The sequence below is a fragment of the Pseudomonas helvetica genome (assembly GCF_039908645.1).
In the GTDB taxonomy this organism is placed as follows: Bacteria; Pseudomonadota; Gammaproteobacteria; order Pseudomonadales; family Pseudomonadaceae; genus Aquipseudomonas; species Aquipseudomonas helvetica.
Genome location: NZ_CP150917.1, coordinates 804,065 through 827,389 on the forward strand (window position 1 = coordinate 804,065; position 23,325 = coordinate 827,389).

Here is a 23,325-nt window from a genome sequence, read left to right on the forward strand (position 1 = left end):
TTTCTCTGGCTCCGGGCGCGGTTCAGTTCGGTTCGATGCGGATGATTTCGATCAACTGATCGCCGGCGGGTCGTTGCCAGAGCACTTCGTCATTCAACTGTGCACCGAGCAGCGCCCGTCCCAGCGGTGAGCTCCAGTTGATCAGGCCTTTGGCGGCATTGGCCTGGTCTTCGCCAACCAGTTGCACGCGTCGTTCGGTGCCCCGTTCATCGGCGTAGGTCACCCAGCTGCCAATCTGAACCTTCTTGGTGGAAGTGGCCGGTGTCACCACTTGAGCGCTTTGCAGGCGTTGCTTGAAGTAACGCAGATCACGCTCGAGATCGGCCAGCCACTGTGGGTCAGCCTCCTCGCGGGCCGATTGTTCGCCGTGCTGGTTTTGCAACTCGGCGACTTTGGCCTGCAGCAGGGCGAGGCCTTCGGGCGTGACGTAGTTGGGCTGCGTGCTGACCTGGCGTTCTACCGGCTGGTCGGCTTGTGGGGTGGCGTTATCTTCATTGACGAAAGCGCGGCTCATGGCGGTTCTCCCTGAATGGGGTTTTGGCCATCGTCGCAGGCTTCTGGTTTCCAAGGTTGTCCGAAAACGACCTGCTGCGAGCGATAGCCCCTTGCTACACCCGTGGAAGGGTGCTGATCAATCCATCGTCGTGGTTGCAAGGTGAGCGTGTTCAGCCAGTTCCTGTTCGATGAACGCGGCGATCATGGCTCGATACACCTGCTCGATGACCTGCGGGTTGGCACCGACCTCTTCAGCCAGTGCCCGGACTTTGGCGATGACCTGTTCAACACGCTGCGGTGCTTTCACCGCGTCGCTGTCTTTCTTGAAGCGAGCGGCCTGCGACACATAAGCGCCGCGCGCGGCCAACAGGCTGACAATTTGCCGATCCAGCCGGTCAATGTTTTCGCGTACTTCCTCGAGGGAGCGGCAGTTGGCATCCATGTAGTTTGAGCTCCTTGTATAAACATAGTCTTTAACGTCGGGGGATTCACACTCCCCTTGTAGGAATACAGCTTGCTGGCGATGCAGGCTCCTCGGTCTGCCAGTAGAACGGCAGTGATCCCTTCGCCAGCAAGCTGTGCTCCTACAAGGGCGCGGGGTTCAATAGTGATACCACTTCACTTCCAGCATAACCTCGTTTTCGGGGGACGCGATGTGGCTGAACTCCCGTTGGGCGCTCAGGCGCAGGCCGAGGTTACGCGACAGCTCCCACTGCTGGTTCAGACTCAGGCTACGTCGCACTTCACCGTTGGTGAAGTAATCACCTTTGGTTTCCAGGCTCAGATTGCCCAGCGGGTTCTTCCACAGAACACCGCTGTTGAAGCCGGCGGCGGGCGCGATGAAACCGGCAAAGTCGCTGTTGTGCTCAATGCGCACGGTGCCAAGGGCGAAGCCCAGTACGTCGTCGCCCAGTTGCCAGGTGCCACCGGCACCGCCGTTGACATGGCTGACCAGGGTTTCATCGTCGTGCTTTCCCGGTACTCGCTCCAGGCCGCCGGTCACCTGCCAGGACCACGGTTGCAGCAGCTCGTTGCGCGGGGTCAATGAGCGGATGGTCGCGAGGTCCAGTTGCTGCAATTGCCAGTGATTGCCTTCGTACTGGCGCAGCTTCATCTGGAGAATTTCAATCTGCGCACCGAGTGGAAAGCTTTCGGCGTTGTCGTTGAGGTCGTGATAGGCCATGCGCAGGCCATATTCACCAAAGGCTTTGTCGCCACGGGTGCCGATGCCGGCCTGCCAGGTGCGCGATTCGTGGCCGTTTTCCGGCAAGCCCGGGCGTTCGATGGATAACTCCGGTGGCGGGTTCTGGTTGATCGCCCGCAGCAGCTCGAAGCTGCGTTGCGCGCGCTGTGGATCGCGTTCCTGGCCGTTGGCGCGGTAGCGCTCAAGACGGTAGGCCGCGTCGATAATCAATGCCTGACGATCACGTGGCAGCGCCTTGAAGGTCGGCTCCTGCAAGCGTTTCTGGTCGGCGCTGACCTTCAACACCCATTGCTGCTCATCGCCTGAGAGCGGTTTGGCGCGGCTCAACAGCTCACGTTCGCGGGATGGACGGTAATCGATTTTTTCCACCAGCCCGGCGTCTTTCACGGCTTTGACGGTGTCGGTGGGGATCGCCGTCAGCGGGAATTGTTCGGTGAGCCTGAGGCTCGGTCTTGCGACTTGCAGCAACTCCAGCAAGCGGTAGGAGCAGTTTTCATCGAAGAAGAAATAATCGAACTGAATCTGCTTGAGCTCCCAGACATGCTCGACCATGCGCTCGGTTTCTGCCTGCGTCAGGTTCAACCGGTACTCCCACAGATCGCGGTTTTCCAGGCTGCGGTATTCCGAGAGTTTTTCCTGATAAGGCACCAGCGCGAACAGCCCCGGATAGCCGCCCATCAGGCCTTTCCAGGCATACAGAATGCTGTTGTCCGAACCTTCGATATAGGCACCGAAATTGATCGCGTAACTGAGCAGGGCCGTGTGGTCGGTTTGCACGTCAGCCTGATCGATGCGCAACAAGGTATGACCGAACATCGATGACGGGCTGTTCAGATAGGCTGCCGGAAAAATCATCACCGCGCTGTGGGGTGATACGTCCTTGAACCATTGTTTGAACTCGCTGCAATCCACCGTCGGCAAATCGTTCAGGTTCAGTTGGGCTTTCAACCAGCGAGTACGCGCCGGGTAAATACATTGCGCGTGCTGCTGGCCTTTACTGGCCGGGGCATAGAGCGCTTGTACGGTGGCCGCCAGCTCTGCGTCGGGATGTTCGGCACCATTGGCTGCCAGGAAGAACTTCTTGTCGCTGACATAGCTGCGCCAGCCGCCGAGTTTTGCGCTTTCGTAATGGCCCAGGGAAATCCAGAACTGGTCGTTGGCCAGTTGCTGCAAACGTTGGTTGTCGATCAGAGGCGCGGCGGACAGCGGGGCGCAGGCAAACAGCGCCAGACAGGCAAGGCGTTTGAGCATGGTGGGCTACTTAATTAAAAAACCCCAAAGCAGGTCGGGTTCAAAAAACAAAACCCGCCCGGGTGAGGGGCGGGTGAGGCCGAGCTTAAGCCGGGGTGGCATATTTGGCCAGACGAGCATCGCCTTTGAGTACCGCCAGGGTATTGGTGTGCACGTCTTCAGCAGTCACATCAGCCTTGCTGAAAATCTGCTGGAAGTGCTCGTGGGTGACGGTGGCGAAATACGCACGGTCTTGCGGTGCGACGCCCAGTACCACTGCATAAGTGGTCAGCGCTTCGCCGGAGCCCTTGGCCATGTCTTCGGACAGTTCGTTCATCATGCCGTTCATGGCGATCCAGGATTTGCCGCCATAGGTCAGCGCGGCGTTGGTTGCGCAACCGTTGGTGCCGGATGTCATGCCGAAAGTGGCGTTGCCAGAAGTGCCGTTGGTGGTGGATGCCAGGAAGTGTGCCGGGGTGCCACGCTGACCTTCGAACAGCATGTTGCCCCAACCGCAATCCGGGCCGCCTGGCGCCTGGGCCATGGCGTTGAGGGATGCAACGGTGAAGAGAGTACCAAGAAGAATCCGTTTCATAGCTGTGTTCTCTTTTGTTTGCGTACCAATGGACAGGGGTTCTGGCGCCGCTCCGACGCCATTTGGCTGGTGATTGGTCCAGCCGCGCAGTTTGGAGTCTAGGCACGATCCGGGGGTTCCGTGATTTTTTGCCAAACATTCCCAGTAACCATTGATTTAGCCCTGGCCCGTCCAGGGTTTGGCGCTTGACTATGCTTTTACCCAAGGCGCGCCTTGCCAGTCGGGCACGGGCAGCGCCAGAATGCCTTTAATTGCCCCGCCTGATGTAAGGAAGCCCGATGCCCGATCCTGTTGCTGCCAGCTTGCGTCTAGCGCCTGAAGCGCTGACCCGTCCGTTTTCCGCTGAACAGTTCAGCTTCTCTACCACCAATGAGCTGGAGCCTTTTCGCGGCGTGCTCGGCCAGGAACGTGCGGTTGAAGCCTTGCAGTTTGGTGTGGCCATGCCACGCCCCGGTTACAACGTGTTTGTCATGGGTGAGCCCGGTACCGGCCGGTTCTCTTTCGTCAAACGCTACCTGAAAGCCGAAGGCAAACGCCTGCAGACCCCGGCGGACTGGGTCTACGTCAACAATTTCGATGAGCCGCGCGAACCTCGCGCACTGGAGTTGCCATCGGGGACGGCCGGTGCGTTCATCACCGACATCAACGGCCTGATCGACAACCTGCTGGCGACGTTTCCAGCAGTCTTCGAGCACCCGTCCTACCAGCAAAAGAAGAGTGCCATCGACCGCGCCTTCAATCAGCGCTACGACCGTGCACTGGACGTGATCGAGCGCCTGGCGCTGGAGAAAGAAGTCGCGCTGTACCGTGACAGCACCAACATCGCTTTCACCCCGATGAGCGAAGGCAAGGCGCTGGACGAAGCGGAATTCGCCCAGTTGCCGGAGGCCGTTCGCGAGCGCTTCCACGACGACATTTCCGGACTGGAAGAACGGCTGAACGAAGAGTTGGCCAGCTTGCCGCAGTGGAAGCGCGAGTCGAGCAATCAGCTGCGCCAGCTCAACGAAGAAACCATCACGCTGGCCTTGCAGCCATTGCTTTCGCCGCTGTCGGAAAAGTACGCAGAAAACGCGGCGGTGTGCGGTTACCTGCAAGCGATGCAGGTGTATCTGCTCAAGACGGTGGTCGAGCAACTGGTCGATGACAGCAAGACCGACGCGGTCGCCCGTAAGTTGCTCGAAGAACAATATGGCCCGAGCCTGGTGGTCGGTCATCCGCACAGTGGCGGTGCCCCTGTGGTGTTCGAACCGCACCCGACTTACGACAACCTGTTCGGCCGTATCGAGTACAGCACTGATCAGGGCGCGCTCTACACCACTTATCGGCAGTTGCGTCCGGGCGCGCTGCACCGGGCCAACGGCGGCTTCCTGATTCTGGAAGCCGAAAAAATGCTCAGCGAACCCTTTGTCTGGGATGCGCTGAAGCGGGCCTTGCAGTCACGCAAACTGAAAATGGAATCGCCGCTGGGCGAGCTGGGCCGACTGGCCACGGTGACCCTGACGCCGCAACATATTCCGCTGCAGGTCAAAGTCGTCATCATCGGCGCGCGCCAGCTGTATTACACGCTGCAAGACCTCGATCCGGACTTCCAGGAGATGTTCCGGGTTCTGGTGGACTTCGATGAAGACATCCCGATGGTCGATGAGAGCCTCGAGCAGTTTGCTCAGTTGCTCAAGACCCGGACCTCGGAAGAAGGCATGGCCCCGCTGACCGCCGATGCGGTGGCGCGTCTGGCGACCTACAGTGCGCGGCTGGCCGAGCATCAGGGCCGTTTGTCGGCGCGCATTGGCGATCTGTTCCAGTTGGTCAGCGAGGCGGACTTCATTCGCGATCTGGCCGGTGACGAGATGACTGATGCCGGGCACATCGAACGTGCGCTCAAGGCCAAGGCCACTCGCACCGGGCGTGTGTCGGCACGGATTCTCGATGACATGCTGGCCGGGATCATCCTGATCGACACCGCTGGAGCGGCGGTCGGCAAGTGCAACGGGCTGACGGTGCTGGAGGTCGGCGACTCGGCGTTCGGCATACCGGCGCGAATCTCTGCCACGGTTTACCCCGGTGGCAGCGGCATCGTCGACATCGAGCGTGAGGTCAACCTCGGGCAGCCGATCCACTCCAAGGGTGTGATGATCCTCACCGGGTATCTGGGCAGCCGTTACGCCCAGGAATTCCCGTTGGCGATTTCGGCCAGTATCGCGCTGGAACAATCCTACGGTTACGTCGATGGTGACAGTGCATCGCTGGGCGAGGCCTGCACGTTGATTTCGGCATTGTCGAAAACCCCGCTCAAGCAGTGCTTCGCGATTACCGGTTCGATCAACCAGTTCGGTGAAGTGCAGGCGGTGGGCGGGGTCAACGAGAAGATCGAAGGCTTCTTCCGTCTTTGCGAGGCGCGTGGCTTGACCGGCGAGCAGGGCGCGATCATTCCTCAGGCCAACGTTGCCACGTTGATGCTCGATGAGCGGGTGCTGGCGGCCGTGCGTGCCGGGCAGTTCCATGTCTATGCGGTGCGTCAGGCCGATGAGGCACTGAGCCTGCTGGTGGGCGAGGCCGCCGGCGAGCCGGACGAAGAGGGTCAGTTCCCTGAGGGCAGCGTCAACGCGCGCGTGGTGGAGCGTTTGCGGGTGATCGCGGAAATGATCAGCGAAGATGACTTGAAAGAGGCCGAGAAGGAACATGTGCAGGCGCAGGAAATATTGGCTGCGGCCAAGCCTGCCTGACACCCGAAGCTGTACACAGCCATTGTGGCGAGGGAGCAAGCTCCCTCGCCACGGGGTTTGTGCATGGTACTGGGTCGTCATTGTGATAGCGCTTTTTGCCGCCCGCATGGCGTCAAAAAACCAACAACGACCATTCGGCGCCTTCTAAGCTCCGTCAACTTGCTGACTCGACTTTTCTTCTATGCTCAGGACAAGGACATCGACAGTCATCACTGGATCGAGACAGCCTTCCCGTGGAGGCTGAATACCCGATTTACCGAGGGTCGCCGCCATGCCGCGCAACCTCTGCCTCACCCGCCAATGCCTGGGCCTGGTTACCCGTATTGAATGCAGTATTCGTCCGCTTGCCGGGGACACCGGTATGTGGACCTTGTTGTTTGCCGCCGGAATGGCCGGTGAACAACCTTCCGCCATCAAGGCCCAAGGCCCGTTTCATGGTCCTTTCGTGGCCGAGTCGATACTCGATACCATCGTTGAAAGCCTGACTCTGCACGGCTATCAGCTGGCCGATGACCCGCAAATCTGGTGTTTGCACTTGCAAGCCCAGCTGCGGGAAATCAATGGTGGACGCTGCCGAAATCCGGGTGGTTTCCAGTTCAACCCCGAGCATTAGTGACTATTCGACAGGGTTGGGGTTTTCGGCCTTGTCGAGCTTGACCTCGAATCCGTATTCGACGGTATTGAGGTTGGTGCGCTGGTAGGTTTCCAGGCTGCTCGGCTGACCGTAGAAATAATGCACCTCAAACACCGCCGGGCCTTCTGCGCTGGCGTCGTGGCTGACCGCAAGAATCTCCTTCAGGTAATTTCCGCTCGCGTCCTTGGCGAAGAAGCGCCAGTTCTGGGCGGGGAATACTTTCTGGTCAACCACCAGGGCGTTGCCTTTGAGCTCCAGGCCTTTGGGCAGTTTCTGGGTGTCGAGGTTGTCTTTTGCAATATTGGCCAGAAACAACGGCATCGAGCCGACAGCATACGCCGGCGTTTCGGGGAACAAGGTCAGGTCGTAGGTGATGGTGGCGCGTAGCGGGTCGATTTCGAAGGCCTCGGCTGGTAATTCGATGGGCTCGCCACGTTTACCCTTATCGTCCTGGGTGAAGAAGGTCACGGGGGTGTCGCCAGGGCTGAAGGAGGAGCCGAGCAGTTCGTCGTTGAAGGTTTTCGGGTGATCGAATTCGATACGTGCCGCACTGGCGTCCTCGACGGACTGATTGACGTGGATGTTCTTTTTCAGCTGTTCCTCATCCAGTGCGGCGCCTTTGAGCCAGGTTGCGGCCTGATCGTCGTACACGACCACGGGCAGGTTCAGGCTCTGGATGGTTTTATCCGTGGTATTGCGGTCGAAGCGGCGTACTGGCAGTTCCAGGTCTTTGCGGGTGACGGTGACGGCCGAGAAGTCGAGGACGTTGACTTCGAGGTTTTCGATGGGACCGTTGAAGTACACCTTGGTGTAATGATGAGTCTGCTTGTGCTCGAACGCCTGTTGCTCGTCTTCTAGCTGTTTTTCGAACGCATCGCTCCAGGCGGTCTGCTTCTGCATCTCGGCCAGTTGTTTTTGATAGAACCCGATTTGTGCGGCATCTTCGTTGATCGAGCCCGAGCGTGAGAGAAGCTGCCCGGTCGTGTCCCTGGCCTGGACAATCAGCGGATTGAGCGGAGTATCGCTGACGTCTGGTGCCAGTGCTGCGCTGTTGTTGACTTCGATCTCGGCGTAGTTCTTTTCGAGGGCCTTCAGGGTGACGCTGATGTTGTCGTCAGTGCGGGTCTGGCCCACGTCCTTTTTCGTCAGGTCGAAGGTGAATATCTTGCGCGGTGCAATGACCTCGACTTTACCTTTCAGGGTTGTCGGTTGCGGCTGGCTTTTGCTGTCGATGTTCTCGCCCTCGACAAAAGGGTAGGCCACGGTCAGGTCATCCGGATTGGTCAGGCCGGCGCTTGAAGGGCTCAACTGAATGCCGGGATCGGTTTCCGACCATTCGGGCTGGAAAGGGACGACCTTCTTGTTGCTTAGCGTGACCGACTGCCATTCCAGCCCATGCGGAAAGGGGAACTCGGAAGGCATGTTGAAGCTGAAGGGAAACACCGGCTGCAAGTCGGTCAGATACTCGGAGCTGGAGTCCTTGCGCAATACGAACAGGCCATTGATGTAGGTGTCGACCAGCGCCTGTGGGCTGGGATAGTGCTTGAGCAGGGCCATGGCATCTTCACCGTATTCGGTGGCGATCGGCTTGATGGCAAGCTTTTGCTGTGCGCGCTCGAGCAGCAGCAACGAGCCACCGAGGTTGGCCACGGCATCCTTGAGCTGGGGATCCTGAATCGCGTCCAGCGACTTCTCGAACTGTGCAGTCTTCTCCTCGAGGCTTTGCGGGCGCTTCTCATCGCTGGGTGAGCAGCCGCCGATCAGTACCGCAAGGCAAAGGCCGACAGTCGTTAAAGGCAATCGCAAATCCATTTTCCGGTTTTCCTCTACAACGCAAATAAACAATGCGAATGCTTTGGACACTAGCAGAAAAACGCTTTGGCAGACTCGCAGGTTGTGGATTTGTCTGCGGTTTATGGGGTTTTGAGCGGCTGATATACTCGCCGCCGTTTAAAACCCTTGTGTGAGATTCAATGGAACGTTTTGTCGAAAATGCAATGTACGCCTCGCGCTGGCTGCTGGCGCCGATCTACTTCGGTTTGTCCCTGGGCCTGCTGGCCCTGGCGCTGAAATTCTTTCAGGAAGTCTTCCACGTTATTCCCAACGTGTTCTCGATGGCCGAGTCCGATCTGATTCTGGTGCTGTTGTCGCTGATCGACATGGCGCTGGTGGGCGGCTTGCTGGTGATGGTGATGATTTCCGGCTACGAAAACTTCGTGTCCGAACTCGACATTGATGAAGGCAAGGAGAAGCTCAACTGGTTGGGCACGATGGACTCTTCTTCCCTGAAGATGAAAGTCGCGGCCTCGATCGTGGCGATTTCCTCGATTCACCTGTTGCGCATCTTCATGGACGCCAGGAACGTCGATCCCGAGCACCTGAAGTGGTACGTGATCATTCACATGACCTTCGTGATCTCGGCGTTTGCCATGGGCTACCTGGACAAGCTGACCAAGCACTGATCCGCTTTGGAATGTCCCCTGTGGCGAGCGAGCTTGCTCGCGCTCGGCTGCGCAGCAGTCGTAAAACCTGAGGGCGCGATTTACCTGATTAACTGCATTGGCAGGTTTCAGGACCGCTTCGCGCCCCAGCGCGAGCAAGCTCGCTCGCCACAGCCATTGTGAAACGGACGGGCGGCGGCGTTTGTGGCTTGTGCTTTTGTGCGCCGAGGCATATCCCTGTAAATGTCTTGGCTCGCCATCGCGCGGGGTGCGCTCATGAACCTGCAAGAGTTGAACGCCTATGCCATCGCCGGGAAGGTCGATGAGCTGAATCTGATTTCGATGGAAGGCGGGATCTATCTGTTAGAGGCACGGATACATGGCGCCGCTCATCCAATCGACGACACCCATGGGCAAACACTGCATTTGCGTTCGGTAGAGCATGCTCGTGAAGTCCTTCATGCCTTTCCCAAGCTGACGTTCAACCTGATTCACACCTCGGTGCACGATGAGATGTGCGGTCTGGGCACCAGCGGGGAAGAGAGCCTGAAGTTGCCCATATCCCAATAGCGCTGACAGCCCTGATCACCGCAATGGCATCTGTGCTAGTCTGCTCGCCCTTTTGGTTCCGGGCGCTCCGGGATGCGCTGTGCACGCACGGCAATGTCCCGAGCCGTCCGCACAGCGGAGCAGTGTCATGTCCGAAGTAAATCTGTCCACCGACGAAACCCGCGTCAGCTACGGCATCGGCCGTCAGTTGGGCGACCAACTGCGCGACAACCCGCCACCGGGCGTTAGCCTGGACGCGATCCTGGCCGGTCTGACCGACGCATTCGCCGGCAAGGAAAGCCGCGTTGGCCAGGAAGCAATGTCTGCCAGCTTCAAGGTCATCCGCGAAATCATGCAAGCCGAAGCTGCTGCCAAGGCTGAAGCGGCCGCTGGCGAAGGCCTGGCATTCCTGGCTGAAAACGCCAAGCGTGACGGCATCACCACTCTGGCTTCCGGCCTGCAGTTCGAAGTACTGACTCAAGGTGAAGGCGCCAAGCCAACCCGTGAAGATCAAGTGCGTACTCACTACCACGGCACGCTGATCGACGGCACTGTGTTCGACAGCTCCTACGATCGTGGTCAGCCTGCAGAATTCCCGGTTGGCGGCGTGATCGCCGGCTGGACCGAAGCCCTGCAACTGATGAACGCCGGTAGCAAATGGCGCCTGTACGTGCCGAGCGAACTGGCTTACGGCGCACAAGGCGTTGGCAGCATTCCGCCGCACAGCGTTCTGGTGTTCGACGTCGAGCTGCTCGACGTTCTGTAAGCCCCCGAATGTGTAGAAGCAGAGCTTGCTAGCGATCGCATCACCGCGGTTTTACCGTTGAGCCGGGTCGGTCGGGTGCGACCCCGGCACATCGCGAGCAAGCTTTGCTCCTACGGGGTTTACGTCACTCATATTTCGAACTTGGTGTTCGAATCATTCATCGGGCGCAATGCCCGGGCATAGCAGAACAGAAACAGGTTGCGCACCAGTTCCTTGAGCACCACTGGCTCGCTGGAACTCAGGCCATTGAGGTCGAGGTCGCCCTGGTCCTGCAGCTCACTCAAGGCTTCTTCTTCCAATACCGCACACACTTCCCCGGTTTCCCGATGCAGGATCCTGAGGTACGGGTGTGGACGATCCAGCCATGCATCGATCAAGTAAGTCATGATGCTCATCTCCTTTTTAATGGTTTGATGAGAATAATTCCTATTCAATTAATAGCAAGTACCTATTGGCGGTTTCTGCTGTTTTCTGTAGGGGAATTGCTGAGGGTCAAAACGGCTGGCGTTTTGCTATTGGGCAGGATTGCTGGGGGATCGGGCGAGGGTGAGGCTCCATCCCACGCAGGGCGCAGGATGGAATACAGCAGGTTCAGACTTTTCTGACGAACTCGGATTTGAGCTTCATCGGGCCGATACCGTCGATCTTGCAGTCGATGTCGTGGTCGCCATCGCACAGGCGGATGTTCTTGACCTTGGTGCCGACCTTGACCACCAACGATGTGCCCTTGACCTTGAGGTCCTTGATCACGGTGATGGTGTCGCCATCTTGCAGGACGTTGCCGACCGAATCCTTTTTCACGGTTTCATCGGACGCTGCGTCGGCTTCGCCGTTGGCGGACCACTCGTGGGCGCACTCTGGGCAGATCAGTTGGGCGCCGTCTTCATAGGTGTATTCGGAATTGCATTTCGGGCAGGGTGGCAACGTGCTCACTAAAGCTCCTTGGATTCAGGATGGCTAAAAGCGCACATTATATAGGGTTTTAGGCGGGTATGGGGTCAACACTTGCAGCAGGCTGTCTTCGATGTCGCACTATCGGATAGAGGCATCTGTAGGAGCACGGCTTGCCAGCGATGGCGTTCTTGAGATCGCTATCGCGAGCAAGCTCTGCTCCTGCAAAGAGCGGGTCAGTGCGTACGGGCGACCGCAAACTCGCTCAACTCGACCAATGCATCCCGGTATTCGCTGGCAGGCAGCATTTCGAGGCATTTGATCGCACGGGCCACGTAATCGCGGGCCAGTTGTGCGGTGTAGTCCAGCGAGCCCGAGGCTTCCACGGCAGCGCGGATGCTTTCCAGGTCTTCGATACCGCCTTTCTGAATCGCCCGGCGCACCAGTGCCGCTTGCTCCGGCGTGCCTTCGCGCATGGTGTAGATCAACGGCAGGGTCGGCTTGCCTTCGGCCAGATCGTCACCGACGTTCTTGCCCAGGGTTTCTGCGTCGCCTTTGTAATCCAGCAAGTCGTCGACCAGCTGGAAGGCCACACCGAGGTGGTCGCCAAAGGTGCGCAAGGCTTCGCTCTGTTCTGGTGTAGCGCCAGCCAGGGCCGCGGCACTGTGGGTCGAAGCCTCGAAAAGCATCGCGGTTTTGCCGCGGATGACTTCCATGTAGGTTTCTTCGGTGGTGCTGGCGTCGCGCACCTTGGACAGCTGCAAGACTTCGCCTTCGGCGATGATCCGCGTGGCTTGCGAGAGAATCTTCATCACCGGCATCGAGCCCAGTTCGACCATCATCTCGAACGAGCGCGAGTACAGGAAATCACCCACCAGCACGCTCGGGGCATTGCCCCACATGGCGTTGGCGGTCGAGCGGCCACGGCGCATGCCGGACATGTCGACCACGTCGTCGTGCAGCAGGGTGGCGGTGTGCAGGAATTCGATGGTGGCGGCCAGCAAGCGCATGTCGTCGCCTTCGCGCCCCAGGGCCTTGCCACACAGCAACACTAATAAAGGGCGCAGGCGTTTACCGCCAGCCGAGGTAATGTAATCGCCGATTTTCGATACCAGCGGCACTCGGGAAGTCAGCTGCTTCTTGATGATGCCGTCGACGGCGTTAAAATCGTCCGCCACCGCGCGGTAGAAAGCTTGGGGTTGCATCAGCGACAGTCGCTCCAGAAGGGTTGCGCGGCATGCTAGGACCCACGTCCGGGCCTGTCAAGGCGCGATGGACGGCCACTTGCAACGCGCTCGTGGCTTGCGTACAATCGCGCACCCTGAACTTCCTGGGCAGCACCTGCCTTACGCAATTGCATTTGGGTCGTTCCATCCCATGCAGCCATGCCAGCCAATACCTCTTCTTATAAAGAGCTGGGTGAGCAGGATTATCGGAGAAATACCATGTCGTACGCAGTAATCGTTACTGGTGGCAAGCAATACAAGGTCGCCCCAGGTGAATACCTGAAGATCGAGAAACTGGAAATCGCTACCGGCGAATCCGTAACTTTTGATCGCGTTCTGTTGGTCGCCAATGGCGATGACGTGAATATCGGCGCTCCAGTTGTTGCTGGCGCTACCGTTGTGGCTGAAGTGATCTCCCAAGGTCGTCACGATAAAGTCCGCATCATCAAGTTCCGTCGTCGTAAGCACCACATGAAGCGTATGGGCCACCGCCAGTGGTACACCGAGATCAAAATCACCGGTATTCAGGCTTAATTTCAGCCTAATTCCTCACTAGGAGAATTGAACTCATGGCACACAAAAAAGCTGGTGGTAGTACCCGTAACGGTCGCGACTCAGAAGCCAAACGCCTTGGCGTGAAGATGTATGGCGGCCAGAAAATCATTCCGGGCAACATCATCGTGCGTCAGCGCGGCACCCAATTCCACGCCGGTTACGGTGTTGGCATGGGTAAAGATCACACCCTCTTCGCGAAAATCGAAGGCGTGATCAAGTTTGAAGTAAAAGGCGCGTTCAACCGCCGTTACGTGAGCGTTGTCGCGGCTTAATTGCGCGATCGCTGGAAAAGCCCTGTCTTGCGACGGGGCTTTTTCGTTTGTGGGGTGAGTCTCTTGCAAAACTGTTTGTATGGGCTGCCGGCGCTGGATTATGCGGTCGTTGATTGAGGTCGCTGCGCTCATTTTTGCAAGAGTCTTATGTCTTAGTGTTTTTCGGCTCGTCCGTATGGCGAGAGGCGTTTTGTTATGAAGTTTGTTGATGAAGTATCGATTCGAGTAAAAGCTGGCGACGGCGGCAATGGCTGCATGAGTTTCCGTCGGGAAAAATTCATCGAAAACGGCGGTCCTAACGGCGGTGACGGTGGTGACGGCGGCTCGGTCTACATGATCGCCGACGAAAACCTCAACACCCTGGTCGACTACCGTTACACCCGGCACTTCGATGCCGAGCGTGGCGCCAACGGCGGCAGCACTGACTGCACCGGTAAAAAAGGTGAGGAGCTGGTCCTGCGGGTTCCGGTCGGCACCACGGTCATTGACTCTGCTACGCAAGAAGTCATTGGCGACCTGACCAAGGCTGGTCAGCGTCTGTTGGTGGCGCATGGCGGCTGGCACGGTCTGGGTAACACCCGTTTCAAATCCAGTACCAACCGCGCACCGCGCCAGACTACGCCAGGCAAGCCGGGCGAGCAGCGTGATCTCAAGCTGGAAATGAAGGTGTTGGCCGACGTGGGTCTGCTGGGCTTGCCGAATGCCGGCAAAAGTACCTTTATCCGTTCGGTCTCGGCGGCCAAGCCGAAAGTTGCCGATTATCCGTTCACCACGCTGGTGCCAAACCTCGGCGTGGTCAGCGTCGATCGCTGGAAGAGCTTCGTCATTGCCGACATTCCGGGTCTGATCGAAGGTGCGTCCGATGGCGCGGGCCTGGGGATTCGCTTCCTCAAGCACTTGTCGCGTACTCGCCTGTTGCTGCACCTCGTCGACATGGCGCCGCTGGATGACACCAGTGCTCCGGACGCGGCTGAAGTCATTGTCAGCGAGCTGACCAAGTTCAGCCCTTCGCTGGCAGAGCGTGATCGATGGCTGGTGCTGAACAAGTGCGACCAGATCCTTGAAGAAGAGCACGAAGAGCGGGTCAAGGAAATCGTTGATCGTCTGGAGTGGACCGGTCCGGTCTACGTGATCTCGGCCATTGCCAAAGAAGGCACCGAGCGCCTGACGCGCGACATCATGCGTTACCTGGAAGATCGTGCCGATCGTCTGGCTAACGACCCGGTCTACAAGGAAGAGCTGGCCGATCTCGATCAGCGCATCGAAGACGAAGCCCGTGCCCAGTTGCAGGCGCTGGATGACCAGCGTGCCCTGCGCCGCAGCGGCGTGAAGTCGGTCCATGACATCGGTGACGATGACTGGGATGAAGAAGATGTGGATGATGAAGATGGTCCGGAAATCATTTACGTGCGCGACTGATTCGTTGCAGTAAACTTAAGCGCCGCTCTATCGAGCGGCGTTTTGGTATCTGGAAATCGGTAGTCACGAATAACGTTACGGGCAGCGCTGGGTCGCGCTGTCCTCAAGCTAAGGTTGAAGATGATGCGGAGCAAGGTGACAGGTGCGCAGCGTTGGGTCGTGAAGATCGGCAGCGCTTTGCTGACGGCTGACGGCAAGGGTCTGGATCGCGCAGCAATGAGCGTCTGGGTTGAGCAGATGGTCGCGCTGCATGAGGCGGGTGTCGAGCTGGTGCTGGTGTCCTCGGGGGCGGTGGCGGCAGGTATGAGTCGCCTTGGCTGGACCGCACGACCCAGTGCGATGCACGAGTTGCAGGCGGCTGCCGCCATCGGTCAGATGGGGTTGGTGCAGGCCTGGGAGTCGAGCTTTGCCGAGCATGGCCGGCACACGGCGCAGATTCTCCTGACTCACGATGACTTGTCTGATCGCAAGCGTTACCTCAACGCCCGCAGCACCTTGCGTGCGCTGGTCGATCTCAAGGTCATTCCGGTGATCAACGAGAACGATACGGTGGTCACCGACGAAATCCGTTTCGGTGACAACGATACGCTGGCGGCGCTGGTGGCCAACCTGGTCGAGGCTGACCTGTTGGTGATCCTCACTGATCGTGACGGCATGTTCGACGCCGATCCGCGCAACAACCCTGATGCCAAGCTGATTTACGAAGCGCGCGCCGATGATCCGGCGCTGGACGCGGTCGCGGGCGGCACTGGCGGTGCGTTGGGTCGTGGCGGTATGCAGACCAAGTTGCGCGCGGCGCGTCTGGCGGCGCGTTCGGGGGCTCACACGATCATCGTGGGCGGGCGTCTTGAGCGTGTGCTGGATCGTCTGAAGGCGGGCGAGCGCATCGGCACCTTGCTGTCGCCTGAGCGCGGCCTGCTGGCGGCGCGCAAGCAGTGGCTGGCCGGGCACTTGCAGACTCGCGGCACGCTGGTGCTGGATGAGGGGGCGGTCACGGCGTTGTCTCGGGGTAATAAAAGTCTGCTGCCGGTTGGCGTCAAGCTGGTTCAGGGCAGCTTCCGTCGCGGTGAAATGGTGGTGTGCGTGGCGCCGGACGGTCGTGAGATTGCTCGTGGTTTGGCCAACTACAGTGCGCTTGAGGCGCAAAAAATCATCGGTCAATCGTCTGAGGCGATTGTCGGTTTGCTGGGTTACATGGCGGAACCGGAGCTGGTTCACCGCGATAACCTGATTCTGGTTTAAGGAAAACGCGAATGCGCATGGCAAAAGGATTGTTGGGGTTGCTGTTGGCGATGCCGCTGCTGGCTTCGGCTGAAGAAATCGGTCAAGTATCGACCGTGTTCAAATTTGTCGGGCCGAATGACCGCATTGTCGTCGAGGCATTTGATGATCCGAAGGTCGATGGCGTGACCTGCTACCTGTCGCGAGCCAAGACGGGTGGTGTGAAGGGTGGTCTGGGGTTGGCCGAGGATCGGTCGGAAGCGTCCATTGCTTGTCGTCAGGTCGGCCCGATCAGCTTCAAGGGTGAGCTCAAGGATGGCGAAGAGGTGTTCAAGGAGCGCACATCGCTGGTGTTCAAGACCATGCAGGTGGTGCGTTTCCTCGACAAGAAGCGCAACACCCTGGTGTACCTGGTCTACAGCGATCGCCTGATCGAAGGTAGTCCGCAGAATGCCGTGACCGCGATTCCGATTTTGCCGTGGGCGCACGCTCAGTAATCTGATGCAAATCCAGTGTGGGAGCGAGCGGGCTCGCGCCCACTTTTTTTGCACTGCATTCGCTAAATCGCAGGCAATAAAAAACCGACCCTGGGGTCGGTTTTTTAATGAGCGTGTCGCTTAGGCAGCAGCGGCAACGTTCAGAGCCTTGACGTGGCCATTCAGGCGGCTCTTATGGCGAGCAGCTTTGTTCTTGTGGATGATGCCTTTATCGGCCATACGGTCGATAACTGGCACAGCCAGAACGTAAGCGGCTTGCGCTTTTTCAGCGTCTTTTGCGTCGATGGCTTTAACTACATTCTTGATGTAGGTACGAACCATGGAACGCAGGCTGGCGTTGTGGCTGCGACGCTTCTCAGCCTGTTTTGCACGTTTTTTGGCGGAAGGTGTGTTGGCCACCGTCGAGCTCCTCGAAAGACTTTTTAGGAAATAGCAAACAAAATAGGCCGCGAATCATGCCGATGAGTTGAAGTCTTGTCAAGGGCGGGTGATGCGTTCCGCTGAGTGGTCGATCTAAAGAGGCGGGATATTTATTTCCGGCGCTTGACCTGTAAACTCGCGAGCTTTGGCTCTGTGCTGTTGCGGCGCGGAGTATCGCATAAGTGGGCGGTTTGTTCGCCTGCTGTTTATCGACAGGCAAAAACTCTTCAATGAACCTGCTTAAATCGTTGGCCGCCGTCAGCTCTATCACGATGCTTTCCCGGGTTCTGGGGTTCGTCCGTGACACGCTCGTCGCACGCATATTTGGCGCCGGGATGGCCACAGACGCCTTCTTTATCGCCTTCAAACTGCCCAATCTGTTGCGGCGAATCTTCGCCGAGGGGGCGTTTTCCCAGGCCTTTGTGCCGATCCTGGCGGAATACAAAAGTCAGCAGGGCGAGGAGGCGACACGAACTTTCATCGCTTACGTGTCGGGCTTGCTCACGCTGGTACTGGCGCTGGTCACGATTCTGGGGATGGTCGCGGCGCCCTGGGTCATCTGGGCAACGGCCCCGGGGTTTACCAATACGCCGGAAAAATTCCAGCTGACCTCCAGCCTGTTACGAGTGACCTTTCCTTATATATTGCTGATCTCGCTGTCCTCGCTGGCCGGGGCGATCCTCAATACCTGGAACCGTTTTTCGGTGCCGGCCTTCGTGCCGACGCTGCTCAACGTCAGCATGATCGTCTTCGCATTGTTCCTGACGCCGTACTTCGATCCGCCGGTAATGGCCCTGGGCTGGGCCGTGCTGGTCGGTGGCCTGGCGCAATTGCTCTATCAACTGCCGCACCTGAAAAAAATCGGCATGCTGGTGTTGCCGCGCCTTAATCTGCGCGATACCGGTGTCTGGCGGGTGATGAAACAGATGCTGCCAGCGATCCTCGGGGTCTCGGTCAGCCAGATTTCGCTGATCATCAACACCATTTTTGCCTCGTTTCTGGTGGCGGGTTCGGTGTCCTGGATGTATTACGCCGACCGCCTGATGGAATTGCCATCCGGCGTTCTCGGTGTGGCATTGGGCACGATTTTGCTGCCGACGCTGGCCAAAACCTACGCCAGCAAGGATCGCCACGAATACTCGCGTATTCTCGATTGGGGTCTGCGCCTGTGCTTCGTGCTGGTGCTGCCGTGCTCGCTGGCGCTGGGGATTCTGGCGGAGCCGCTGACCGTTTCGCTGTTCCAGTACGGTCAATTCAGCGCATTTGATGCCTCGATGACCCAGCGCGCCCTGATTGCCTACTCGGTCGGTTTGCTCGGGATTATCGTGATTAAAGTGCTGGCGCCGGGGTTCTATGCGCAACAAAACATTCGCACACCGGTAAAAATCGCGATTTTCACGCTGGTCGTCACTCAGCTGTTCAACCTGGCCTTGATCGGCCCGTTGAAACACGCAGGGCTGGCCTTGGCCATTAGCTTGGGTGCATGTATCAACGCCGGTTTATTGTTCTATCAGTTGCGCAAACAGAAGATGTATCAGCCACAGCCAGGCTGGGGCCTGTTCGGGCTCAAACTGGTGGTTGCGGTGACGGTGATGTCCGTGGTTCTGCTGGGGGCGATGCATTTCATGCCGGCCTGGGGCGAAGGGCACATGCCGGGGCGCTTCCTGCGTCTGGGGGCTTTGGTCGGTGCTGGTGTGGTGACCTATTTCGGTATGTTGGCGTTGATGGGCTTCCGTCTGCGGGACTTCAATCGCAAGGCGTTGAACTGAAGACGCGGCATCAATAATCGCGGGTCGGGCGCCAGTTTTGTCGGTTCGATCACTTTGGGTTACGGTGTTGCCTGTTGTCGGCCGCCGGGTGTGGTTATAATCGACCACTTTATGAGCAAGAAGCGCGTTATGCAGCTGGTTCGAGGCCTCCACAATTTGCGCCCCCAGCATCGGGGCTGTGTCGCCACTATTGGCAACTTTGACGGTGTTCACCGTGGTCACCAGGCTATCCTGGCCCGACTGCGTGAGCGTGCGCTCGAGTTGGGTGTACCCAGCTGCGTGGTGATTTTCGAGCCGCAGCCGCGTGAGTTTTTCGCCCCGGACACGGCTCCAGCCCGTCTGGCGCGCTTGCGCGACAAGCTGCAGTTGCTGGCCGCCGAGGGTGTTGACCGGGTTCTGTGCCTGGCTTTCAATCATCGTTTGAGCAAGCTCAGCGCTGCCGAGTTCGTTGACACCATTCTGGTCGATGGCCTGGGTGTGCAGCATCTGGAGGTCGGTGACGACTTCCGTTTCGGCTGTGACCGGGTAGGGGATTTCGATTTCCTGCTACAGGCCGGGGCCGTCCAGGGGTTCACCGTCGAAGCGGCGCAGACCGTTGAACTGGACGGGTTGCGTGTCAGCAGCACGCAAGTGCGTAATGCCTTGGCCGCCGCTGATTTTACCTTGGCCGAGCGCTTGCTCGGTCATCCGTACGGGATTGCCGGGCGGGTCCTGCACGGGCAGAAGCTGGCGCGCCAATTGGGTACGCCAACCGCCAACGTGCAACTCAAGCGTCGTCGTGTACCGCTGACCGGGGTTTACCTGGTGAGCGTCGAAGTCGACGGCAAGACCTGGCCGGGCGTCGCCAATATTGGTGTTCGGCCAACGGTTGAAGGTGATGGCAAAGCCCACCTTGAAGTCCATATTCTAGATTTTGCCGGCGATCTGTATGACCGGCGTTTGACGGTGGTTTTCCACCACAAGCTGCGCGAAGAGCAGCGTTTCGCCTCTCTGGAGGCGCTTAAGACGGCGATCAATGCGGATGTCGCCGCCGCCCGTGCCCTAGCCGCACCTAGCGCCAATCGCTAATGAAGAGCCTTAAATGACCGACTATAAAGCCACGCTAAACCTTCCGGACACCGCCTTCCCAATGAAGGCCGGCCTGCCTCAGCGCGAACCGCAGATTCTGCAGCGCTGGGACAGCATTGGCCTGTACCAGAAGTTGCGTGAGATTGGTAAGGATCGTCCGAAGTTCGTTCTGCACGACGGTCCTCCGTACGCCAACGGCACCATTCATATCGGTCATGCGCTCAACAAGATTCTCAAGGACATGATCATCCGCTCGAAGACCCTTTCGGGTTTCGATGCGCCTTATGTTCCGGGCTGGGACTGCCACGGTCTGCCGATTGAGCACAAAGTCGAAGTGACCCACGGCAAGAACCTCACGGCGGATAAAACCCGTGAGCTGTGCCGTGCCTACGCCACCGAACAGATCGAAGGCCAGAAGTCCGAGTTCATCCGCCTGGGTGTGCTGGGTGACTTCGCCAACCCGTACAAGACCATGGATTTCAAGAACGAGGCCGGCGAAATCCGCGCCTTGGCGGAAATCGTCAAGGGTGGTTTCGTGTTCAAGGGCCTCAAGCCTGTGAACTGGTGCTTCGACTGCGGTTCGGCCCTGGCTGAAGCCGAAGTTGAATACGAGAACAAAAAGTCCTCGACCATCGACGTCGCCTTCCCGATTGCCGACGAAGCCAAACTGGCTGCCGCCTTCGGCCTGCCATCGTTGGGCAAACCGGCTTCGATCGTGATCTGGACCACCACCCCGTGGACCATCCCGGCCAACCAGGCGCTGAACGTTCACCCAGAGTTCAACTACGCCCTGGTCGACGTCGGCGACAAATTGCTGGTGCTGGCTGAAGAGCTGGTCGAGTCGTGCCTGGCTCGCTACAACCTCGAAGGCTCGGTCATCGCCACCGCCACTGGTGCGGCGCTGGAACTGATCAACTTCCGTCACCCGTTCTACGATCGCCTGTCGCCGGTTTACCTGGCCGAGTACGTCGAACTGGGCGCCGGCACTGGCGTGGTTCACTCCTCGCCGGCCTACGGTGTAGACGACTTCGTGACCTGCAAAGCTTACGGCATGGTCAACGACGACATCCTCAATCCGGTGCAAAGCAACGGCGTTTACGTGCCGTCGCTGGAGTTTTTCGGCGGCCAGTTCATCTGGAAGGCCAACCCGGCTATCGTCGACAAGCTGACGGAAGTCGGTGCGCTGCTGCACACCAGCATCATCGAACACAGCTACATGCACTGCTGGCGTCACAAGACCCCGCTGATCTACCGCGCTACGGCGCAGTGGTTCATCGGCATGGACAAACAGCCGGCAACGGGCGACACCTTGCGCAAACGCGCGATCAAAGCCATCGAAGACACCAAATTCGTACCGGCCTGGGGCCAGGCGCGCCTGCATTCGATGATCGCCAACCGTCCGGACTGGTGCATCTCCCGTCAGCGCAACTGGGGCGTGCCGATCCCGTTCTTCCTGCACAAGGAAAGCGGCGAACTGCACCCACGTACCGTCGAGCTGATGGAAGAGGTCGCCCAGCGCGTCGAAGTCGAGGGCATCGAAGCCTGGTTCAAGATGGACGCAGCCGAGTTGCTCGGTGACGAAGCGCCGCAGTACGACAAGATCAGCGACACCCTCGACGTCTGGTTCGATTCGGGCACCACGCACTGGCACGTCCTGCGCGGTTCGCACCCGATGGGCCACGAGAACGGTCCGCGTGCCGACCTGTACCTGGAAGGTTCCGACCAACACCGCGGCTGGTTCCACTCGTCGCTGTTGACCGGTTGCGCCATCGACAACCATGCGCCGTACCGCGAACTGCTGACCCACGGTTTCACCGTCGACGAAGCCGGTCGCAAGATGTCCAAGTCCCTGGGCAACGTGATCGCGCCGCAGAAAGTCAACGACACCCTGGGCGCCGATATCATGCGCCTGTGGGTCGCTTCGACCGATTATTCGGGTGAAATGGCGGTTTCCGACCAGATCCTGCAACGCAGTGCGGACGCCTACCGGCGGATCCGTAACACCGCGCGCTTCCTGCTTTCCAACCTGACCGGTTTCAATCCGGCCACCGACATCCTGCCGGCAGAAGAAATGCTCGCGCTGGATCGTTGGGCCGTGGACCGTACCTTGCTGCTGCAACGCGAGCTGCAAGAGCACTACGGTGAATACCGTTTCTGGAACGTCTACTCCAAGGTGCACAACTTCTGCGTGCAGGAGCTGGGCGGTTTCTACCTCGACATCATCAAGGACCGTCAGTACACCACTGGCGCCAACAGCAAGGCCCGCCGTTCGGCGCAAACTGCGCTGTTCCACATCTCCGAAGCGCTGGTGCGCTGGATCGCGCCGATCCTCGCGTTCACCGCTGATGAGCTGTGGCAATACCTGCCGGGCGAGCGCAATGAATCGGTCATGCTCAACACCTGGTACGAAGGCCTCAGCGAGTTGCCGGAAGGCTTCGAACTGGACCGCGCCTACTGGGAGCGGATCATGGCGGTCAAGGTCGCGGTCAACAAGGAAATGGAAATCCAGCGCGCGGCCAAGGCCGTGGGCGGTAACCTGCAAGCCGAAGTGACGCTGTTCGCCGAAGAGGCGCTGAGCGCCGACCTGGCCAAGCTGAGCAACGAACTGCGCTTCGTGCTGATCACCTCGACCGCGAGCATTGCACCGTTCGTGCAAGCGCCGGCCGACGCGGTTGAAACCGAAGTCAGCGGTCTGAAACTCAAAGTGGTCAAGTCGAGCTTCGCCAAGTGCGCCCGTTGCTGGCACTGCCGTGAAGACGTTGGCGTGAACCCCGAGCATCCGGAAATCTGCGGTCGTTGCGTCGACAACATCAGCGGCGCTGGCGAGGTTCGTCACTATGCCTAATGCTGCTAGCCGTTTCGGACGGCTGAGCTGGCTCTGGTTGAGCGTGCTGGTTCTGGTCATTGACCAGGCCAGCAAGTTCCACTTCGAAAGCTCGCTGACCATGTACCAGCAAATCGTGGTGATCCCTGATTACTTCAGCTGGACCCTGGCCTACAACACAGGCGCGGCCTTCAGTTTCCTGGCTGACAGCTCCGGCTGGCAGCGCTGGTTGTTTGCCCTGATCGCGGTCGTGGTCAGTGCGGTGCTGGTGGTCTGGCTCAAGCGTCTGGGGCGCAACGACACCTGGCTGGCGATTGCGCTGGCACTGGTGCTCGGCGGCGCGCTGGGCAACCTGTACGACCGCATTGCCCTGGGCCATGTGATCGATTTCATTCTGGTGCATTGGCAGAACCGCTGGTATTTCCCGGCGTTCAACTTTGCCGACAGCGCCATCAGCGTCGGGGCCGTGATGCTCGCGCTGGATATGTTCAAAAGCAAGAAGACCGGAGAAGCCGTTCATGACTGA

At 58.9% G+C, this 23,325-nt stretch carries 23 protein-coding genes; 14 read left to right on the forward strand and 9 right to left on the reverse strand.

Annotated elements, in window-relative coordinates:
* Positions 1–22 precede the first annotated feature (22 nt).
* The 4 genes from AABM55_RS03490 to AABM55_RS03505 form a co-directional block, all read right to left on the reverse strand.
* Positions 23–514 (reverse strand): GreA/GreB family elongation factor, encoded by a 492-nt coding sequence (locus AABM55_RS03490; protein WP_347928838.1) that lies wholly within the window; start codon positions 512–514, stop codon positions 23–25.
* 117 nt (positions 515–631) lie between these two features.
* The gene (locus tag AABM55_RS03495) at positions 632–937 is read right to left on the reverse strand and encodes a chorismate mutase (protein ID WP_347928840.1); all 306 of its coding nucleotides are present in this window, start codon (positions 935–937) and stop codon (positions 632–634) included.
* A gap of 159 nt (positions 938–1,096) precedes the next feature.
* Positions 1,097–2,950: a DUF4105 domain-containing protein gene (locus AABM55_RS03500; protein ID WP_347928841.1), complete on the reverse strand. Its 1,854-nt coding sequence runs from the start codon at positions 2,948–2,950 to the stop codon at positions 1,097–1,099.
* 85 nt (positions 2,951–3,035) lie between these two features.
* Complete coding sequence (locus AABM55_RS03505; RefSeq protein WP_054595506.1) at positions 3,036–3,524, reverse strand: DUF3015 domain-containing protein; 489 nt, start codon at positions 3,522–3,524, stop codon at positions 3,036–3,038.
* 278 nt (positions 3,525–3,802) lie between these two features.
* Between AABM55_RS03505 and AABM55_RS03510 the strand changes: the two genes are divergently transcribed.
* Together AABM55_RS03510 and AABM55_RS03515 are read left to right on the forward strand one after the other, a co-directional pair.
* Positions 3,803–6,247 (forward strand): Lon protease family protein, encoded by a 2,445-nt coding sequence (locus tag AABM55_RS03510; protein WP_054595507.1) that lies wholly within the window; start codon positions 3,803–3,805, stop codon positions 6,245–6,247.
* Positions 6,248–6,518: 271 nt separating this feature from the next.
* Positions 6,519–6,860, forward strand: coding sequence for a hypothetical protein (locus tag AABM55_RS03515; RefSeq protein WP_019691608.1), 342 nt, complete (start codon positions 6,519–6,521; stop codon positions 6,858–6,860).
* 3 nt (positions 6,861–6,863) lie between these two features.
* Here the strand turns inward: AABM55_RS03515 and AABM55_RS03520 are convergent, their stop codons facing one another.
* Complete coding sequence (locus AABM55_RS03520; RefSeq protein ID WP_347928842.1) at positions 6,864–8,693, reverse strand: hypothetical protein; 1,830 nt, start codon at positions 8,691–8,693, stop codon at positions 6,864–6,866.
* Between the two features lie 161 nt (positions 8,694–8,854).
* Between AABM55_RS03520 and AABM55_RS03525 the strand changes: the two genes are divergently transcribed.
* The 3 genes from AABM55_RS03525 (at position 8,855) to AABM55_RS03535 (ending at position 10,637) form a co-directional block, all read left to right on the forward strand.
* Complete coding sequence (locus AABM55_RS03525; protein WP_019691610.1) at positions 8,855–9,343, forward strand: TIGR00645 family protein; 489 nt, start codon at positions 8,855–8,857, stop codon at positions 9,341–9,343.
* 255 nt (positions 9,344–9,598) lie between these two features.
* The gene (locus tag AABM55_RS03530; RefSeq protein ID WP_054598231.1) at positions 9,599–9,892 is read left to right on the forward strand and encodes a DUF6482 family protein; all 294 of its coding nucleotides are present in this window, start codon (positions 9,599–9,601) and stop codon (positions 9,890–9,892) included.
* Positions 9,893–10,019: 127 nt separating this feature from the next.
* Positions 10,020–10,637, forward strand: a complete 618-nt coding sequence (locus AABM55_RS03535; protein ID WP_054595509.1) for an FKBP-type peptidyl-prolyl cis-trans isomerase — start codon at positions 10,020–10,022, stop codon at positions 10,635–10,637.
* A gap of 128 nt (positions 10,638–10,765) precedes the next feature.
* Here the strand turns inward: AABM55_RS03535 and AABM55_RS03540 are convergent, their stop codons facing one another.
* From AABM55_RS03540 to AABM55_RS03550, 3 genes are all read right to left on the reverse strand, one after another.
* A complete protein-coding gene (locus AABM55_RS03540) occupies positions 10,766–11,023 on the reverse strand; it encodes a hypothetical protein (RefSeq protein WP_054595510.1) in 258 nt (85 codons plus the stop codon).
* Between the two features lie 205 nt (positions 11,024–11,228).
* Entirely contained in the window at positions 11,229–11,570 is a 342-nt protein-coding gene (locus AABM55_RS03545) for a zinc ribbon domain-containing protein YjdM (protein ID WP_054595511.1), read from the reverse strand.
* Between the two features lie 194 nt (positions 11,571–11,764).
* Positions 11,765–12,733 carry a polyprenyl synthetase family protein gene (locus AABM55_RS03550; protein ID WP_054595512.1) on the reverse strand — a complete coding sequence of 323 codons (969 nt, stop codon included), beginning with the start codon at positions 12,731–12,733 and terminating at the stop codon, positions 11,765–11,767.
* Between the two features lie 240 nt (positions 12,734–12,973).
* Here AABM55_RS03550 and rplU point away from each other — a divergent pair, with 240 nt between their 5' ends.
* The 5 genes from rplU to AABM55_RS03575 all read left to right on the forward strand — a co-directional run bounded on the left by rplU (position 12,974) and on the right by AABM55_RS03575 (position 16,718).
* Positions 12,974–13,288, forward strand: coding sequence for a 50S ribosomal protein L21 (rplU, locus tag AABM55_RS03555; RefSeq protein ID WP_003176051.1), 315 nt, complete (start codon positions 12,974–12,976; stop codon positions 13,286–13,288).
* A 35-nt stretch (positions 13,289–13,323) separates the two neighbouring features.
* Complete coding sequence (gene rpmA, locus AABM55_RS03560; protein ID WP_003176049.1) at positions 13,324–13,581, forward strand: 50S ribosomal protein L27; 258 nt, start codon at positions 13,324–13,326, stop codon at positions 13,579–13,581.
* 195 nt (positions 13,582–13,776) lie between these two features.
* Positions 13,777–15,000 carry an Obg family GTPase CgtA gene (cgtA, locus tag AABM55_RS03565; RefSeq protein WP_019691616.1) on the forward strand — a complete coding sequence of 408 codons (1,224 nt, stop codon included), beginning with the start codon at positions 13,777–13,779 and terminating at the stop codon, positions 14,998–15,000.
* 123 nt (positions 15,001–15,123) lie between these two features.
* Entirely contained in the window at positions 15,124–16,242 is a 1,119-nt protein-coding gene (gene proB / locus AABM55_RS03570; protein ID WP_054595513.1) for a glutamate 5-kinase, read from the forward strand.
* Between the two features lie 11 nt (positions 16,243–16,253).
* A complete protein-coding gene (locus AABM55_RS03575) occupies positions 16,254–16,718 on the forward strand; it encodes a CreA family protein (protein ID WP_019691618.1) in 465 nt (154 codons plus the stop codon).
* Positions 16,719–16,838: 120 nt separating this feature from the next.
* Here the strand turns inward: AABM55_RS03575 and rpsT are convergent, their stop codons facing one another.
* A complete protein-coding gene (rpsT, locus tag AABM55_RS03580) occupies positions 16,839–17,117 on the reverse strand; it encodes a 30S ribosomal protein S20 (RefSeq protein WP_003185593.1) in 279 nt (92 codons plus the stop codon).
* Between the two features lie 251 nt (positions 17,118–17,368).
* Here rpsT and murJ point away from each other — a divergent pair, with 251 nt between their 5' ends.
* The 4 genes from murJ to lspA all read left to right on the forward strand — a co-directional run bounded on the left by murJ (position 17,369) and on the right by lspA (position 23,325).
* On the forward strand, positions 17,369–18,907 hold the full coding sequence (gene murJ / locus AABM55_RS03585) for a murein biosynthesis integral membrane protein MurJ (protein WP_347928844.1): 1,539 nt from the start codon (positions 17,369–17,371) through the stop codon (positions 18,905–18,907).
* 129 nt (positions 18,908–19,036) lie between these two features.
* Positions 19,037–19,975, forward strand: a complete 939-nt coding sequence (gene ribF, locus AABM55_RS03590) for a bifunctional riboflavin kinase/FAD synthetase (RefSeq protein ID WP_347928845.1) — start codon at positions 19,037–19,039, stop codon at positions 19,973–19,975.
* Between the two features lie 13 nt (positions 19,976–19,988).
* Positions 19,989–22,820, forward strand: a complete 2,832-nt coding sequence (gene ileS / locus AABM55_RS03595) for an isoleucine--tRNA ligase (RefSeq protein WP_054595516.1) — start codon at positions 19,989–19,991, stop codon at positions 22,818–22,820.
* On the forward strand, positions 22,813–23,325 hold the full coding sequence (gene lspA, locus AABM55_RS03600; RefSeq protein WP_019691622.1) for a signal peptidase II: 513 nt from the start codon (positions 22,813–22,815) through the stop codon (positions 23,323–23,325). Before ileS ends, lspA begins: the two co-directional genes overlap by 8 nt.